Source organism: Acinetobacter sp. PFS20 (genome assembly GCF_052261015.1).
GTDB lineage: Bacteria > Pseudomonadota > Gammaproteobacteria > Pseudomonadales > Moraxellaceae > Acinetobacter.
The window spans coordinates 2866919-2885113 of the sequence record NZ_JBPVZE010000001.1 but is presented as its reverse complement, the minus strand read 5'-3'; the positions used below and the strand labels follow the sequence as shown (position 1 = coordinate 2885113).

Below are 18195 nucleotides of genomic sequence, written 5' to 3'. Positions count from 1 at the left end.
GCTGCGAAGAATAAGTTACACATCGAAAGCATCGAAATGATAGTTAAATATAGTGATGATTTTTTTATACAGTGGGATGTTGTTTATCCATTAAAAAATGATTTAAATCTTGGAGTGTTTAATTTTTGGATTAATGATACATGTTATCCAGTAAAAGGGATAAATATTACATTAAATTCTCTTTTTAATATTTTAAGTAGTAATATTGAAGAGATTAAAGAACTTAATAGTGATATAGGTAATATACCAATTGAGAGAATAGATTTTTGTTCTTTTGATAGTCAGGATTTAATATGGTTAGATACTGGCGAATTATTCCAATTTGGCTTTGGTATGGTTTTAGGTTTTAACAAGGAAAGCGAAAGATTGTTTTATACTTTTGATTATGAAAAAAGCTATTCTGAAATTATTTTGCCAAAAGGAACAGTAGTATCTACTTTACAAGCTTTGCCTAAGTTGTAAACTTTATTGGTTTGAATGTTTTACTAGTGTCTCCAAGATAAATATTATTGACTCACAACTCGGCCATTTACTTATGCAAATTCTTGGAATTTAGAGTTTGCATTTATTCTTATGTATGGTTTGGAAAACAATTAAAATTTTAAAACTAAAATGTGTTAGGTATATCTTTAAGTGAAGAGTGGAGTGGTGACACTATTTATATATATGGCATATACCACGGTAATAACGATGTATTGTTTTATGGAATTTTCGGGGAACAGAGTAATGAATTAATTGCATTTAAGCAGAGAGAAATCGAAATAAAAGATCCTAAAGTACCGTATGAGATGGTCTATTTTGGTAATGATGGTCGTAGTCATTTTATGATGCTTCATTGGGCTTTAGCAGAAGATGGCTTGTTAGATAAATTGTTAGAACGTGACCCAGATTCTTTATCACTATTTTCTAAGTTGAGATGGCTTAATGGGGAACAAGACTTTATCAAGATGAATAAGCCTACATAGGATGAAAAAAGCATTACATTATAAAAATTGCCCAATTCAAAAGTATAAATTGGGCAATTTTATTCATTCATCATTTAATGCACATTCAAAATTAGTTGGGTTTTCTTTACATCTTACTTTTTTCAAAAAACTCATCATTTTAGAGTCGTAAATATCAGCTTTGGTTAGCTGTATACGTGCTTCACGCATCATTTTCATATAATTTAATTGTTCATTTTTAGGAATATCCATCCAATATTTTGAAGGAATATCACTTTCATATTTAGCAATAATGCCAAACGTTCTATTTAGTTGGCTGGCTACCCAAGTTCGCGACTTTTGCCCAAAACCTGTTGGAAACTGGTCTTTACGAATAATGAAGTTTGCTGAAATTTGAGTTAAAGGAAAACGAATGATTGCTCCTTTCTCACCTAAACCTTTGTGTAGTTCAAAAGGTTTAAATGCAACAATAGGAGCAGGCACAATATCAATTTCATGGTTGTTAAATTTCGCACCGGCATTGGTGACGTCTACAGATACAGCTTGACCTCCAACATGTTGCACAAGCTTTGGCTGTGCTTCATCGTATTTAAATACCCCAATTTTTTTACCAGCAGCCTTAGCAAGTGTATTGATACTTCTATCATTTACAAATAGATAGGCAGGACCAATCGTCCCTAAACCTGCAATTTCGTAAGGACCTACCACCATGTTTTTTGCGGCCATAGGTGAGGACAACAGCTTATAGGCATTAATTGCCGTTTTCATATTTGTTAATGCGCCAACCGCATCTAAAGAGCCTGTGTATTTATTAAATTGACGGCCACGTAAGCCACTAATAATAGCACCATCACATTTGCCGACTTTTAAGTCTTCAGCCGCAACACGTTCATCAACATATGCTTTTAAGGATATATCAGCTCCCCAATTTTTGGCTTCAAGTGCATAGTCTTTGGCTAAAGCGAAAGCGTCTCCCGATTTACCAATTGGGTCAAACACACAGACTTCTTGTTGTTTGGCATAAATAGTTGTTGTTAAACATGTGCTTGCAATAAATAAAATAGTTTTAAAACGATCCATATTTAATTATCCATTATTTAAGTTATAAAAATTATTTTTATAAATCTTGGTTAGATTAGATATGACATTTCAATAAAAATTTTAAGGGAAAAAGTCAAAAGACAGCTTTGGTTCAGGAGGTCATTTAATGATTTTTTAGAATATTTATTGTCCGATTTGCGGACAAAAATCTCATAAATCGGTATTTTCTCTATTCTTTTTATATCCTTAAATAAACTTAAAAATTAGTTTATCCACTCCTCATGGAGATTAATTTATGGAAATCTTAAAAACAAAAATTGCAATTATGGACTCAGTGCTAACGAACTTACCCAACAGTGAAATAGAGATTTTTGCGAGTAGTGCAAAGCATCGCAATGAATCATCTAAGTGTATCAAGAGCAAGAAAACTGTAGTCAATGGATAGACCTGAGTACTCAAAGACTTGATGCAAATAAATCAACAAGAAGATTAGAAAACGATTATTAGAATTTAAATGTTTTTTGGAGTTAACAATGAGATTTAAAAAAGGATTTTTAGCACTTAGCCTAGGTTTGCTCTTTATAAACTTAGGATGTGCAAACAATGATAGTGATGACAATAATGCTGCTGCAAGTATTTATATTAATGGAAAAATTTATACTGCCAAAGATAAAGATTCCCTTCAACAAGCCATCGCAATTGCCCATGACGGAACCATCATAAAAGTAGGCAGTAACGAAGAAATCAAAAAAATTGCAGACAACAATACACAAGTTATCGATCTTGAAAATAAAGTTCTAATGCCAGGTTTAATCGATAGCCATATTCATGCCTTAGCTTCTGGTGTAGAGGCGATATTAGCCACTATGGATAGCGGTGATACCACCATAGATATTTCTAAAGTTGAAGCAAAACTTAAACAAGCCAGTCTCGATGGTACGGGAGTTGCTGGAGATGTTCTATTTTTAAATGGTTTGTCGTCAGAATATTGGGAATTGGCCGACCAACTCTCAAATGTATTTAATAATAATGAATGGAAAGATCGTCCTATTGCTTTAGTGGGTAGTGACCATCATACAGCTTGGGCAAATCAAGCACTCCTAAAGAAAGCTGGTATAGATGCAAACTTCATTCAGCAATTAAGCCCAGATGACCAGCAAAATGTTGCACATAATGAAAACTTTGAACCAACTGGATTTGTAATCGACTCTGGCTGGGACATGGTGAGTGATAAAATTCCATCTGTGTCACATGAACTACTTTATAAAGGCTCGAAAGAAGCAGTCAAATACTATAATAGTTTGGGCCTCACGGCGTGGATGGATATCGCTGCAAATGCCAGTCCAAATAAGGGAATTACCAATATTAAAAATACAGAGGAAACCCTAGGGATGATTCCAATGTATAAAGAATTATCTCAAAAAGGCGAGTTAACCGCACGAGTTTCTGGGTTACATGTCATTAACTCAAGAAGTACGCCGCAAGTTTTTAACATCATTGAGTCAATCAATAGCAAATATAAAAATATAGATAACTTTAATTTAGTGGGTGTGAAAGTATTCGCTGATGGCGTATTAGAGATTCCAGCCCAATCGGCTGCATTACTTGGTCGGTACTCTAATAGTAAAAAGCAAGGGACTTTGTTATTTGACCCAAATACTTTTAAGTTAGTTGTTGATGAAGCAGATAAGCGAAATATGATTGTTCATATTCACGCTGTTGGGGATAGAGCTGTACAAGAATCTTTAAACGCCTTTGAATACGCTCGCTCAAAGCGTCAAAGCAACGTCCCTCATAGTATTACCCATCTTCAGCTTGTAGACCCTAACGACTATCAGCGCTTTAAACAAAATAATGTGATTGCATCGATGCAATTGGCATGGGCCTATGAGGACAGCTTTAACAAAGAACTGGTAAAACCTTATATCGATGCTACTTCTTATAAGGGCATGTATCCTGCACATTCGTTGTTAGTTAACGGCGCAACCATTGCAGGTGCAAGTGATGCTCCAGTTTCAACAGCCAATCCTTTTGTTGCCATGGCTACTGCAATTACACGAAAAGGAAGTGAAGGCGAAGTTTTAAACCCGGCAGAAGCCATTGATCGAGATACAGTCTTTAAAGCCTATACGATTAATTCAGCAAAAGCGCTTTATTTAGATAAAAGTATCGGCACGCTCGAACCGGGCAAAAAAGCCGATATGATTTTAGTGGATAGAGACATTTTTAACGTTTCACCTGAACAGTTGGCTGAAACAAAAGTGGTGTGGACCATTTTTAATGGAAAGAAAGTTTATCAAAAGTAATCTGGCTGTTTAGGCTTTAAGGTGAGCTGAAGAAAAATCAGCTCACTCGCTGGATCGTTTTATACAGAAGTTACGCTACTTTGGTGGGTATAAGCCGTAGGACTTTAGCTAACATTGAGCAAGATAAAGGTAAACTGAATCAGACTGTGTCAGATAAGGCATTTAAGCCGCTGGGTTTAAAAGCGGGTCTTGTCCCTACACATGAACAGAACATATTGTTGGGAAAATTATAAAGCCAAGCGAGTAAGTAAATAACTTTGTGAGTATTCAGAAGAGTAAGCTTTGAATATCGAAACTAGGTCATTAATGAAAAGTCTATCAACAGCTTGGGGTATAGCGGTAGTCATAAAAATTTTAACATTGACTAATCATTAGAGAGATCTATAGTTTTAAACAATAGTTGGGATAATTGGGTTTTAAATAAGATGGCTGTAATGAATGATCTGAGCCCAGTCATAGAGAAGACAAAACTCTTAGCGCGAAAAGTTGATGGTCTTGTTCAAGATGAAGATTTTCAAACAGAGATCTCAGGTTTTTCTTTACATAGACGGACGAACAAACAGTCCATACATTGCATTTATGATTTAGGTCTTGGGGTCATTTTACAAGGAGAAAAGCAAGTTCTGATTGGAAATGAGATTTTTAGTTATAGCCGTGGCCAAACCATGTTAACGACCATTGATTTGCCAGCAGTAAGTCGAGTAACACAGGCATCATATTCAAAACCTTTTCTTGGAATGATGCTTAAATTAGATATCGGAATGATCACAGAAATAGCTAGTAGCATGGAAAATATTCATGTTACTTCAAATATTCCATCTTTTTCGATTGAGGAAATGGATATAGGACTGATTGAGGCTTTAGATCGTTTAGTCGATTTAGTAGAAGACCCTTCAATGATTTCTCAAATAGCTCCACTTATAAAACATGAAATTATTGTTCGATTATTATTAGGTAAACATGGTGACTACCTAAGAAACCTAATCAAAGTAAGTGGTAATGAAAAGAATATTTTTAAAGTCATTTCATGGTTAAGAAATAATTTTCTAAATGATATCAGTGTTGATGAAATAGCTGATCAAGCAAACATGACACCTGCAACGTTTAGGAACCATTTTCGAGAAATCACAAGAATGACGCCGTTGCAATATCAAAAGCAGTTAAGGTTACAGGAGGCTCGCAAGTTGATGTTAATGCAATCTATTGAGATAAGAAGAGTTGCTGAGTCAGTTGGTTATGAAAGTCAGTCTCAGTTCACAAGAGAATATGTACGTCTATTTGGGATCACGCCACAAAAAGATCTAAAAGAAAATACTACCAAGTAAAAAGTAGGTTCAAAAAACCATATTTTGATAATTAAAGCTCGAAATAGGCAAACAATATTTAAAATTAGGCAAATTGAATAAACGACTTCACCGTAGACTGAATTCATCAAGCAAGTGTACTTATTTATTACCGATATTGATGAGGTGAAAAGATGGAATCAGTAAAAATAAAAAATACCTATTGGGATATTGCTGCCGATTTGTATTTCCCACCAGATTTTGATTCAACAAAAAAATATCCAGCAATTATTAGTGCACACCCAATCGGAAGCTGTAAAGAACAAACTTCTGGCAATGTATACGGTCAAGCTTTGGCAAAAGCTGGATTTGTAGTCATTGCTTTTGATGCAAGCTTCCAAGGTGAGAGCGGCGGTGAACCGCGTTATATTGAAGATCCAACATTACGTGTTGCAGATTTTAGTGTAGTGGTCGATTATCTGGTGACTTTGAATTATGTTGATGAAAATCGCATTGGGGTACTTGGTATTTGTGGCGGTGGAGGCTACTCAATTAATGCTGCAATGACTGAAAGACGTATTAAAGCGGTCGGTACAATTACTGGTGCAAACTACGGTCGCGTTATGCGTGAAGCAAGCGCAGGTAATCCAATTGCATTTTTAGAAGCAATCGCGGCCCAAAGAACAGCAGAAGCTCGCGGTGCAGAACTTCGTGTAGATCAAGGTTTATATCCTACTGTCGAAGCTGCAAAAGCAGATAATGCGGATATTGATCCATTAGAAGCGACTGAATACTACCGTACAGCGCGTGGTGAAAAACCAAATGGTGTAAATAAAACATTATTTTCTCGAAACGCTGTTGCTGTGGGTTGGGATGCGTTCCATTTAGCTGAAGTGTTATTGACTCAACCTTTAATGATTATTGTCGGCAGTAAACCGGGTGGTTTCGGTGCTTATCGTGATGGTTTTGAAATTATTAACCGTGCAGCTTCTAAAAATAAAGAATTAGTTGTTGTCGAGGGTTGGTCACATTACGACTTATATGACAAACCAGAGCCAGTAAAAGTTGCTTTAGATAAGCTCATTCCTTTTTATCAAAATAATCTTTAATTGAATTAAAAAATCGGGGCAATAGTCCCGATTTTTTTACGCCGTTAATTAATTAAACGTCTCTTAATTAAGATGTATCTCAGCAAAATAGGCAAACAACTTTTCAGTTTAGGCAAATTGCATTAATCCTCTCAATTTATACTTTTTCTTAGAAAATATTTTTATGAGATGAATTCATGACAATGGAATATTCTAAATTATTTGAGTCTTTTGCTTTAACGCCAGATATTGAATTGCGTAACCGAATCATTATGGCGCCTATGACAACATGGTCAGCCAATCCTGATGGAACTGTATCAGAGCAAGAGTTGAACCACATCCGTCAGCGAGTGAAGGGTGTTGGTTTGATCATTACAGGCTGTACCCATGTACAAGAAAATGGGATTGGCTTTACCAATGAATTTGCTGCATTTGATGATCGTTTTATACCGAGTCTAACAAAATTAGCTCAAGCTGCAAAAAGCGGCGGAGCGCCAGCAATATTGCAAATTTTCCATGCGGGCAATAAAGCGATACCTGATTTAATTCCAAATGCAGATGTGGTTAGCGCAAGTGCTTTAAAGACACCTACAGGCTCTTTTGTCGATAGCCAGATGACGACCCGTGCTTTATCACATGAAGAAATTTTAGAGGTTATTCATGCTTTTGGTGAAACAACGCGTAGAGCGATAGAAGCTGGGTTTGATGGCGTAGAACTACATGGCGCGCATGGATTCTTAATTCAAAATTTCTTCTCGCCGTTATTTAATCAACGTGAAGATGAATGGGGTGATTCTTTAGAGAAGCGTATGCGTTTTCCTTTAGAAATTGTAAAAGAAGTAAAACGTGTAATTAAACAATATGCCAAAAGGCCATTTGCTTTGGGTTATCGCATCTCTGTTGAAGAATACGATGAAAATGGATTGCGAATTAGCGACAGTTTGCAGCTTATTGATCGTTTAATTGACACAGATATCAGTTATTTACATGTTTCATTGACTGATATTTTAAATAGCAAACCTGTCGATGGTGTTGATGAAAAACTGACTATTCAAAGCATCATAGAACATGTGAATTATAGAATTCCTTTAATCTCGGCTGGAAAAATTCGAACACCGCATCAAGCGCTACAAGCATTATCACTTGGACTACCTTTAGTCGCAATTGGTAAAGCACTTGTAATGAATCCAGACTGGGTTGAATTGACCGCTAATGATCAGGCCGATCAGATTTCCACAGAATTAGAGCTTGAAAAGGACCCTGAATTACACATTCCAGATCATTTATGGCATGAAATCAAGATCAGAAAGGGTTGGTTCCCCATACGTCAACTAGAGCAGGTTTAATCCTGCTCTAAGTTTAAGTGTTATGGAATGGCTATAAACATACACAAGATATTCTTTTATCAATATGGCTACTCAATAATTCTAATAGTTTGATTTTTTAATTATTTTAACTAAACAATTATTTACTGCATTCATTACAGATGATAAAAATTATTGTAGTTTTTGATTGGATTTAAATTTTTTTATGTCTGCCTCCTTTGCCCAAAGAAGCAAAAATATAGATCAACTTATTCAAAAGGTTTCAGATTTTGCCGAAGTTGAAGGTGAGCATGAGTCTATTATTTCGGGGCTTTCTTTTCATAGTCGAATAAGTCCAACTGAGAGTACACATTGTATTTATAGCCTAGGACTAGGACTTGTTTTACAAGGACAAAAAGAAGTTACTATTGGAGATAAGGTTTATCAATGTCATGAAGGTCACAGTATGTTGACCACTATTGATTTACCTGTCACATCTCATGTTGTAGAAGCATCTTTAAAAAAACCGTTTTTAGCTCTTTTACTGCTATTAGATCTTAAAATGGTAAATGAGGTTATTGCAGATTTGTCTGTAAAAGAATTACCAACTTATTCTGATGATACACATGAATCTTTTACAGTTGAGTTAGCAGATATACCGCTTATGGATGCTGTATTCAGATTGGTCAAGTTGATAGATGAACCAATAATGATTCCACATCTAGCTGATTTAATTAAAAAAGAAATTGTTATAAGACTTTTAAATAGCTCGCAAGGTATTTATTTACGTCAACTGGTGAAATCTGGCTCAGTCAATCAAAAAATTCATCAAATCGTGAGCTGGCTAAAAAACAATTTTGCTCAACCCATTCGCATGGATGATTTAGCTGAAAAAGCTTTTATGAGTCCATCAACTTTCCGACAGCATTTTCGTGAAGTAACAGGAATGAGCCCGTTGCAATATCAAAAGCAACTTCGTCTACAAGAGGCTCGTCATTTAATGCTTAATCAAAATCTAGATGCAGGAAGGGCGGCTAGTTTAGTGGGCTATGAAAGTGCATCGCAATTTAGCCGTGAATACTCTCGCTTATTTGGAGAATCTCCACAGCGTGATATTCAACGTATGAAACAGAACACATAAATTATTTCTATCTATCATTCTAAATTTGAAAGGCAGTTCATCTTCGTGCTTGTTAGAAGTAAAAATTATAAAAAGATCATGATTGAACTAGCCAATTTCTTAGCGAGTTCAATTACTACACTCAAAATCAGTTTTCAATCATTTGATTTTAAAAGGATCTTCAATTGCTAGGGTGTCTACATTATCCCAGAAGTTTTGTAGCACAATCTTTAGAGGTCTCAAGATAAAACTAAAAATGGAATACATTTCTGTACTCCATTTATGATTTACCGCACTAAAAAATGCTTAGTTCTATAAATCATTTTTAGCAGCAAGCGCTTTGCGGTCAGTTAGACGATCATAGAATGCTGCTGCCTTGAAACCTGTTTTAAATACGCACCACTGGAGTGGTTCAGGTAGTGTAGAAGGGGTCTTGTGGTATAAGTTTTTCAGAATAGGATTTTCTAATCCTTTAATTTTCTCGGCAAGAAGTTGTCCCATGAGCGACTGAGTCGCAAGCCCATGTCCCGTACAGCCCGCTGCATAGATAATATTTTGATGTGGCCCAGTCGATCCAACCACAGGCAAAAAGTCATAAGCCACACTAACGTAACCACTCCAGCAGTGCTTAATACCAAGACCTTTCAAGGTTGGGTGACGTTCACGTAATGTCTGTGCGAGTGCCGCATAGGCGTCGTGATCTGGTATGTTCGGAGTTTTTGAACCGTAAACATAATTCAACTTCTTAACGGTCAACACCATTGTGTTGTGAGCAGTCAGACGATGACTTTCCATCATGAGATGCGGTGTAATAATACCTTCTCGGCTAGGCCAACCCAGCGATTCTAATTGTTTCGGAGTTAATTTTTGGGTTTCAATTGCCGAAACTCGTATTGGCGCAACCTTATCACGTAGCAGTCCCAACTGAGGGGTGAAAGCATTTGTGGTTAACACCATGATGGGTGCGCTGGCACTACCGCGAGCGGCTTTGCAAGTAATGATTGGTCCTTCGCTATAAGAGAGCAATGGTGTTTTTTCATAAATCTTAACACCTGCGTGAATAGCTGCACGGCGTAAACCACTCACGTATTTACCGGGATTTAGCGTGCCGCCGCGCTGTTCGCTACCAAACAGAAAAGCTGGTGGAATTCCACGAGCACGCATTTCGGCTTGATCTACAAAGCGAGTATGGGATCCTAGTTCCTCACCAACTCTCATACTACGGCGTAGCCATTTTTCCTGCGAAGGATCTATGACAGCCCGTATAATGCCAGAAGGATTGTAATCACAATCGATGCCTAACTCGGCCAGACGTTTTTCAACATAGGTCACGCCCTCATCATAGAAATTGACAAACTGTTTTGCACGTTCAACGCCGAGGCGCTTGGCGAATACTTCGAATTCAATTCCCATACTACCGAGCAGATAGCCAGCATTACGACCGCTGGCACCGAAACCACCAAACTCTTGCTCAATTACAATGACTTTTGCACCACGAGCCGTGAGTTCAAGAGCTGTCGACAACCCGGCAAAACCAGCACCAACCACAATGACATCTGCGCTGACCGAACCAACTAACTCAGGTTGAAGGTCGCTAGGCTGTTCTATCCAGCCACCTAAAAGACGAAATGGCATAGATTCAGTGTGGCCACTCAATACTTGTTCATTTGAATAATTCATTCGCTATCCTTCTGTATAACTTCTCAGTGGTAGAGCACAAGCTTTAATCTTTTTTAAAAACAATGCTCTTAGTACGTTTTACTGGCGGACTGGAATAAAAGATTGAATGGAAACTTTCTGCGAGCGCTCTAGAGCCGCATAGGCGTAATACAACTGAATGATGGCATAGCCCCATGTTACGAAAGCCCAAGTCATGAAAATCATATGCGTATCGTCGCCAGGGATCGGGAAAAAGTCATATACGACTGCTACTGCCAAACTAACGACAGCGGTTATTGTGGTGGCCAATGCATGAAAAATCTCTCCGGCACGTGCTAAGCAAATAATGAAATAGAACAGATAAATCACAAGGAAGACCCACATCGTGACGTAAAAATACGGACGTATTTCTTGAAAAAAATCTGCCAGAAAGACTACAAAAGTGCCGGCAAATGAAAATGCGAACAGCATGACTTCCTTAAAAGCGGACGGTTTGTAATTATGGGTCAGTGCCATTAGACCAAGTACAGCAATAATCGGCATGCCGAAACTACGCGAGAATGAATCGAGAAACATGGTAATTGAAAAATTAATATTCGAACTTGTCAGCATATAAGAGACAAAGTTTGTCGCAGAGAACGCAACGATCCAACACTCTAAACCGAGCAGAATATTCTTTTTCTTTAGGAATTTAGCGCCGTATATCCAGCCAATAAGGGCTAATACAATACAGGCAACCAGTCCAAAGATATTTACAATTTCCAAAATGGCAGCATGTGTCATTTCACTATTCGTTAAGATTTTTGATGTAGTAGCTTCCGTTTGGCTACCTGCATCAAGGCCAAGAATTTTCATAATATGACTTCCTTGTAATTAATTGACTGTCATGTCAGTAAAATAATATGCTATGATGAATTAGTAAACAATTTTTATTTATGACGATGATGGAAAATAAAATAGGAAGGCCGAGTAAAGCCCAAGAAAGGTCTTATGAAATTCTTCAAGCTGCTGTTTCAGTTGTGGCGAGAGAAGGGTTAGAAGGAATTACTTTTGCCAAAGTAGCGGAAGCTTCAGGCATGCAACGTACTCTCGTACATCATTATTTTTCGTCACGTTCAGATTTAATGAACGCTTTTATTGAACATTACATTTCGAAAATGGGTACTGAAATTATTCATCGTTTTAGTGGGAAACCATTGAGCGAGCGAATCATCATGATGTTCACACCCGAAGTGTATCGGACTCAAGATGATTTAATAGTTTGGTTTGAGTTGGTGGCTCAAAGTGCGAGAAATCCATTTATTCAGCAGATGCTCCATACACTTTGGACAAAGCACTGGCTTCCGGATTTTGAAAATCAATTGGCACAAGAATATCCAAAAGCGACTCCAGAAGCGATTAGCTCGGCTGCATATGTACTAGTTTGTTTGTTTGAAGCCTATTGGGCGTTTAGTATTCAAGGTGTCACTGATCAACAGAGACAAAAGCAAATGGAGCAAACGGTATTAATGATTTTAAATGGGCTAAGCTAATTATCCAATTCACAGTACCTATTTCTTATCTTTTAGAAAAACATAAAATTTAAAGGCTAATGTCGATGCACATTAGCCTTTAAAATATTTCTGAAAGATGGGTTATTTATTTAACCCGCCACCCAAGGCTTTATAGAGTTCAATTTGATTATTTAATTTGGTTTGTTCGAGAACCAATAGACCTTGTTGAGCTGCATATGCAGAACGCTGAGCATCTAAAACAGTCAAATAACTATCAATTCCAGTTCTAAAACGGGCTGTAGAAAGTTTATAAGTGGTATCGGTTGCAGACACTAAACGGCGCTGGGCATTTAAACGCTCTTCGATATGAGCATGGGCCGCTAAGGCATCGTTGACTTCACGGAAAGAAGACTGAATCGCTTTTTCATATTCAGAAAGCGCAATTTTTTGGTCGATCTCTGAAACCTTAATATTAGCTTTACGCGTTCCCCAATCAAAAATAGGCAGGTCTATGCTAGGGCCAACTGACCATGCAAACCCGCCAGATTTAAATAAATCTTTGAGTTCAGTCGATGCATATCCAGCTGAACCCGTAAGTGTGATGGTCGGAAACATGCGGGCCTTTGCTGCGCCAATGTTGGCACCAGCTGCACGAAGTTGATATTCAGCGACTTTCAGGTCTGGACGGTTTTGTAGTAAATCGCTACTTAAACCTGTTGAAAAATTCTTTTCTTGAGTAATTGTTTTAACCGACTGAGTTGGAAGCAGGTTTGATGGAACCGCTTGTCCAGCCAAAAGATTTAATAAGTTCTGCGCTTGTGAAACTTGAGTTCTGTAGTTTGCGACATCATTACGTGCGGTTTCGACAGAAATTTGGGCTTGGCGTAAAGGTATTTCGCTATCAATCCCGACATTAAAACGCTTTTGATTCAGATTGTACGAATCAAGTTGAGCTTTTAAAGTTTGCTGCGCAAGATTTAAGTTTGCTGTAGCAAAAGAATAATTTAACCACGCTTGAGCAACTTGGCTCACCAAACTAATTTGAGTTGAGTCTTTAGCACTCTGTGTTGCAAGGTAATTATTTAATGCTGCATCTTTAAGGCTTTGAACACGTCCCCAAAAATCCAGTTCATATGCCGTTACACCTAAACCAACCTGAAACGTAGAGTAAGGGTTGTTAGGGTTTACTGAAGGGTTAACTTGCCTAATGGCATTTGCTGTCGCACCAATGGTTGGAAGTTGGTCGTATTTAGTAATTTGGTATTGCTGCTGGGCACGCTCAATATTTAAAGCTGCTGTACGTAAATCCCGATTATTATTCAAGCTTATTTCAATAACTTCTAATAAATGAGGATCGGAGAAAAAGGCTTTATATCCTTGTTCAGCAATTGAAGGGCCTGCATAGATTTCAGTGAAATTTTGTGGAATATTAGACTTAACAGTAGGTTGAGGTGATTGCATGCTTATACATGCAGTTAAAGTAATTGAGAGGGTGGAAATCATAAATCCACGAGATAAAACAGCCGACTTAGACATGCTTTTCTCCAAATAATAGAATAAATTTAGGCATAAGAGGAGCAAGGGAAATAGGTTAATTTCCCTTGCTTTATTTCATTTAAGATTTAATTTTCTGTTTGGAAGAAAACAGTTTTTCGGCTGCACCTAGTACAAAGATGAAGAATACCGGTACAAAGAAAATTGCTAGAATGGTTGCTGAAATCATACCGCCAAACACACCAGTTCCGAGCGCATGTTGTGTTTCAGAACTAGCTCCTGATGCAATAACTAAAGGCACCACACCACAAGTAAAGGCAAGAGAAGTCATCAGAATAGGGCGTAAGCGGAGTTTGGCTGCGGCAACAGTAGCTTCAACTAAACTCATTCCTTCTTCTTTGAGCATCTTAGCGAATTCAACAATCAAAATCGCATTCTTGGCGGAAAGACCGATAATCGTAATTAGGCCAATTTTGAAAAACACATCGTTCATCAGCCCTTTGGTCATAATGGCAATGATCGCTCCAAAAATACCTAATGGCACAACCAGCATAACCGATAGCGGAATTGACCAGCTTTCATAAAGGGCTGCAAGTACAAGGAACACAACTAACATCGACAAACCAAGCAAGAATGCCATTTGTGATTCTGATTGTTTCTCTTGAAGAGAAATACCAGTCCATTCATAGCCAATCCCTTTTGGTAATTTTGCGATGAGTTGTTCCATTTCACGCATTGCATCACCAGATGAAGTATCGAAGTTAGGAATACCCGCAATACTCAAAGATGGACGTCCGTTATAGCGGTTGTATTGTTGTGGCGCTTTGTTCCATTGAGGCGTCACAACTTCCGATAAAGAAACCAACTGACCACTTGCACCCATCACTTTAAGGTTCAAAATATCTTGCAATTTCATACGTGATTTTGCTTCAACTTGCACAATCACTTGCTGCATACGACCTTGGTTTGGAAAGTCATTGATATACATTGAACCCATTGACGTTGAGATAATGTCTGACACGTCGGCGAATTTAACGCCGAATGCATTTAATTTATCTCGGTCAATTTTTAAAGAAATATTGTCTCCTTGAGGTAAGCCCTCATTCCAAACCATATAAAATTTCTTGTTTTTGGCTGCCATTGCCATTAATTGATCTTGGGCAGCAAGTAATGCAGGCATACCTAAGTTCGCCCGATCTTGTAATCGAAGACTAAAGCCAGAGAACGTGCCTAACTCATCAATGGCTGGAGGTAGAACGGCCATAGATGAACCTTCTTTACTATGAGCCATTGTTTCATTAATTGAGTTAGTCATCTCAGATGCTGACGATTTTCTTTCTTTGAAATCTTTGAGTGTTGTAAAGGCAACGGCAACATTCTGACCTGAACCACCGAAACCCCAACCTAAAATTGACGTATTACTTTTAACATCCGGATTGTCTTGTATGCTTGCTTCAAACTCTTTCACGACACTTTTAGTTCGCTCAGTAGAAGCATCAGATGGAAGTTGGAAGGTTGTTAAAAACCAACCTTGATCTTCTTCAGGCATAAATGCGGTTGGCCAAAATTTCATTCCGGCAAAAGTCGCAACTGTAATAATGATAAACAGCACCATCATTGGAATGGTATGTTTGATGACCTTAAAGAGAATGATTTCATACTTTTTAGTAAGGTTATCAAAGGTACGGTCAAACCATGCAAAAAATCCTTTTTTCTGATGATGTTCATCAATGGGCTTAAGAATTGTCGCGCAGAGTGCAGGGGTTAAAATCAATGCTAATAGCGCAGAGAATAGGATTGACACCGACATGGTCAGCGTAAATTGTTTGTAAATGATCCCGACTGAGCCACTGGCAAAAGCCATTGGTAAAAATACGGCTGCAAGTACCAAGGTAATCCCAATAATTGGACTGGTGATTTCCTTCATTGCTTTAGAAGTCGCTTCTTTAGGTGGTAAGCCTTCAGTCGCCATAATCCGTTCGACATTCTCTACGACGACAATGGCATCGTCGACGATAATACCGATCGCGAGCACCATACCAAACATGGTGAGTACGTTAATGGAGAACCCTGCAAGCAACATCACAGAGAATGTTCCTAGCAATGCAATAGGGGCAACGATTGCTGGAATGAGCGTATAACGAAAATTATGAAGAAACAGATACATCACAATGAAAACCAAAACCATGGCTTCAATTAGCGTGTGAATTACCTTTTCAATAGAAATTTTGACAAATGGAGCAGTATCGTAAGGAATACTAAATTGCATACCTTCCGGTAAATTGACTTTTAACTCCTCAATTTTGGCTCTGACACCTTCAGCCGTTTTTACAGCATTTGCGCCAGGGCTAAGCTGGATTGCTGCCGCCGTTGCCGGTTTACCATTTTCTAAAATAGCGAAGTTATATGCTTGTGAACCAATTTCAACATTAGCTACATCAGAAAGTCTAATGACACTACCGTTGATCTTACTTTTTAAGCTGATATTTCTGAATTGTTCAACGTCATTTAATTGTCCTTGCGCAGACAAAGGAACCGTGATGAGCTGTCCTTTCTCAGCAGGTAAGTCACCTAAACGGCCTGGAGCGATTTCGACATTATTTTCACGAATTGCCGCATTTACGTCACTAATTGAAAGACCATATGAAACTAACTTGTTTGGATCTACCCAAATACGCATGGCCTTTTCGGCGCCAAATGATTGGACTTTACCAACGCCTTCAACACGTTTTAATTCTTCAACTACATTTCGGACAAGGTAATCGCTCAGATCAACTTCCGTATATTGTCCATTCGGTGAGTTGATTCCGACCAACATTAAGAAACCTGAAGACGAAGCCTCCACTTGTAAACCTTGTTGACGAACAATTTGTGGAAGACGGGCTTCAACAGCTTTAATTTTATTCTGCACATCAACTTGAGCCATATCGACATCTGTACCCGGTTTAAAGGTAGCCGATATTTGAGCCATACCAGAGGTGTCTGTTGTTGCGCTGTAATAAAGTAAATTTTTAACGCCGGATAGCTCTCTTTCAATCAGAGTCACAACACTATCGTTAATTGTTTTAGGTGTCGCACCTGGGTAGACAGCACTAATGGTGACTTGTGGAGGTGCAACACTAGGGAAGCGTGCTATAGGGAGTTTGGGAATACTGAGTAATCCAAACAAAATAATGAAAATTGCAATTACCCATGCAAATACGGGGCGACGAATGAAAAATTGTGACATCATCATTGAGCTCCTTGAGTAATGGGTGCTTTCCACTTACTTATTTCAAGCTTTTGATTCGGTTGAATTCGATCAATTCCTTCAACGATGACTTTGTCACCTACTTTGAGTCCTTTATTTACTAAGTAGAACTGCTCATATTGCTGTCCAAGTTCGATCGGACGGATGTCTGCCAAACCTTTAGCATTAATGACATAAACCTGTGGGTCACCATTGTTATTACGCTGGATTGCTTGAGAAGGCACAAGAAGGGCTTGAGGGACGGATGCTCGGTCAATATTGACACGTACATACATTCCAGGAAGTAGTTTGCGTTCAGGGTTGTTCACAACAATACGAATGGTGACATCGCCTGTTTCCGGATCTACATTAATATCTTCAAACAGCATTTTTGCGCTGACGTTGTAGAATTGGCCATGGCTATTAGCAATACGAACGGTTTTATCGCTATTGGCAGATAATTCGCCGTTTTGTAATGCAGTTTGTAAGCGCTCGTATTCACCAATAGATTGCTTTACATCAACATAAACTTTGTCAATCTGTTGTATGGTCGCCAAATTCTTCGTATCACCTTGGCTGACTAAAGCACCTTCAGTCACAAATGATTGCCCAATACGACCAGAGATTGGCGCGCGTACTGTTGCGTATTGCAGATTCAGGTTTTGACGGCTGAGTAGAGCTTTCATTTGTGCAACATCAGCTAAAGCTTGGCGATATTCAGCCTGAGCATTACTGACTTCTTGTTTACTAATCGCATTACTTGGTAAAAGTTGTTCATAGCGTTCCAACTGGACCTTTAAACGTGTGACTTCAGCTTCGGCTTTATTGAGTGAAGCTTTGTTGCTGTTTACATCAGCCTGAAAAGTTTCAGCGTTAATTTTGTATAAGGCTTGCCCAGCTTTAACTTCACTACCTTGAGTAAATAATACTTTTTCGATAATACCACCCACCTGAGGGCGTATTTCAGCTGTACGGAAAGCTTGAACACGAGCTGGGAGATTCTCACTAAAATTAACGGATTGTGGCTGGAGACTTAATACACTCACTTTCGCAGGTGCTACTTCTGGTTGTTTAGCCTCTTCGGAACTACAACCTTGGATGACTAGCCCAATAGATAAAAATAATGGAAGTAAAAGATGCTTTTGCATACTGTCCAAACCTATGGAGTTTTTGATGTTGTTATTATTTTGGGTAAGTGTGTAATCAAGATCTTTGAAATGTGGAAAAAGTGTGG

General features: G+C 38.2%; 14 protein-coding genes and 1 pseudogene. 9 read left to right on the top strand and 6 right to left on the bottom strand.

The annotated features are described in order from the left end of the window. Positions 1–36: 36 nt before the first annotated feature. Together ACS125_RS13580 and ACS125_RS13575 are read left to right on the top strand one after the other, a co-directional pair. Positions 37–462, top strand: a complete 426-nt coding sequence (locus tag ACS125_RS13580) for an Imm42 family immunity protein (RefSeq protein ID WP_443272679.1) — start codon at positions 37–39, stop codon at positions 460–462. A 152-nt stretch (positions 463–614) separates the two neighbouring features. Further along, the gene (locus tag ACS125_RS13575; protein WP_443272677.1) at positions 615–965 is read left to right on the top strand and encodes a hypothetical protein; all 351 of its coding nucleotides are present in this window, start codon (positions 615–617) and stop codon (positions 963–965) included. Positions 966–1028: 63 nt separating this feature from the next. On the opposite strand, the gene adeT1 is transcribed toward ACS125_RS13575, so the two are convergent. Next, positions 1029–2024: a putative multidrug efflux protein AdeT1 gene (gene adeT1, locus ACS125_RS13570; protein ID WP_443272675.1), complete on the bottom strand. Its 996-nt coding sequence runs from the start codon at positions 2022–2024 to the stop codon at positions 1029–1031. Between the two features lie 494 nt (positions 2025–2518). Here adeT1 and ACS125_RS13565 point away from each other — a divergent pair, with 494 nt between their 5' ends. From ACS125_RS13565 to ACS125_RS13540, 6 genes and pseudogenes are all read left to right on the top strand, one after another. Then, entirely contained in the window at positions 2519–4291 is a 1773-nt protein-coding gene (locus ACS125_RS13565; protein ID WP_443272673.1) for an amidohydrolase, read from the top strand. A gap of 26 nt (positions 4292–4317) precedes the next feature. Further along, positions 4318–4538 (top strand): annotated as a pseudogene (locus ACS125_RS13560) (transcriptional regulator); the annotation flags it as partial. Between the two features lie 178 nt (positions 4539–4716). Beyond that, the gene (locus ACS125_RS13555; RefSeq protein ID WP_443272671.1) at positions 4717–5616 is read left to right on the top strand and encodes an AraC family transcriptional regulator; all 900 of its coding nucleotides are present in this window, start codon (positions 4717–4719) and stop codon (positions 5614–5616) included. A gap of 152 nt (positions 5617–5768) precedes the next feature. After that, on the top strand, positions 5769–6683 hold the full coding sequence (locus tag ACS125_RS13550) for an alpha/beta hydrolase (RefSeq protein ID WP_443272669.1): 915 nt from the start codon (positions 5769–5771) through the stop codon (positions 6681–6683). Positions 6684–6859: 176 nt separating this feature from the next. Next, positions 6860–8008, top strand: a complete 1149-nt coding sequence (locus tag ACS125_RS13545) for an NADH-dependent flavin oxidoreductase (RefSeq protein ID WP_443272667.1) — start codon at positions 6860–6862, stop codon at positions 8006–8008. A 184-nt stretch (positions 8009–8192) separates the two neighbouring features. Next, positions 8193–9107, top strand: coding sequence for an AraC family transcriptional regulator N-terminal domain-containing protein (locus ACS125_RS13540; protein WP_443272665.1), 915 nt, complete (start codon positions 8193–8195; stop codon positions 9105–9107). Positions 9108–9398: 291 nt separating this feature from the next. On the opposite strand, the gene ACS125_RS13535 is transcribed toward ACS125_RS13540, so the two are convergent. After that, the gene (locus tag ACS125_RS13535; protein ID WP_443272663.1) at positions 9399–10766 is read right to left on the bottom strand and encodes an NAD(P)/FAD-dependent oxidoreductase; all 1368 of its coding nucleotides are present in this window, start codon (positions 10764–10766) and stop codon (positions 9399–9401) included. Between the two features lie 78 nt (positions 10767–10844). After that, positions 10845–11600: a hypothetical protein gene (locus tag ACS125_RS13530; protein ID WP_443272661.1), complete on the bottom strand. Its 756-nt coding sequence runs from the start codon at positions 11598–11600 to the stop codon at positions 10845–10847. 80 nt (positions 11601–11680) lie between these two features. Here ACS125_RS13530 and ACS125_RS13525 point away from each other — a divergent pair, with 80 nt between their 5' ends. Further along, complete coding sequence (locus ACS125_RS13525) at positions 11681–12277, top strand: TetR/AcrR family transcriptional regulator (RefSeq protein WP_174758439.1); 597 nt, start codon at positions 11681–11683, stop codon at positions 12275–12277. A gap of 102 nt (positions 12278–12379) precedes the next feature. On the opposite strand, the gene adeC is transcribed toward ACS125_RS13525, so the two are convergent. From adeC to ACS125_RS13510, 3 genes are all read right to left on the bottom strand, one after another. Further along, positions 12380–13774, bottom strand: a complete 1395-nt coding sequence (gene adeC, locus ACS125_RS13520; RefSeq protein WP_443272659.1) for an AdeC/AdeK/OprM family multidrug efflux complex outer membrane factor — start codon at positions 13772–13774, stop codon at positions 12380–12382. 79 nt (positions 13775–13853) lie between these two features. Further along, the gene (locus tag ACS125_RS13515; RefSeq protein ID WP_443272657.1) at positions 13854–16964 is read right to left on the bottom strand and encodes an AdeB/AdeJ family multidrug efflux RND transporter permease subunit; all 3111 of its coding nucleotides are present in this window, start codon (positions 16962–16964) and stop codon (positions 13854–13856) included. Further along, complete coding sequence (locus ACS125_RS13510; RefSeq protein WP_440202490.1) at positions 16964–18109, bottom strand: efflux RND transporter periplasmic adaptor subunit; 1146 nt, start codon at positions 18107–18109, stop codon at positions 16964–16966. Before ACS125_RS13510 ends, ACS125_RS13515 begins: the two co-directional genes overlap by 1 nt. Positions 18110–18195: the final 86 nt, after the last annotated feature.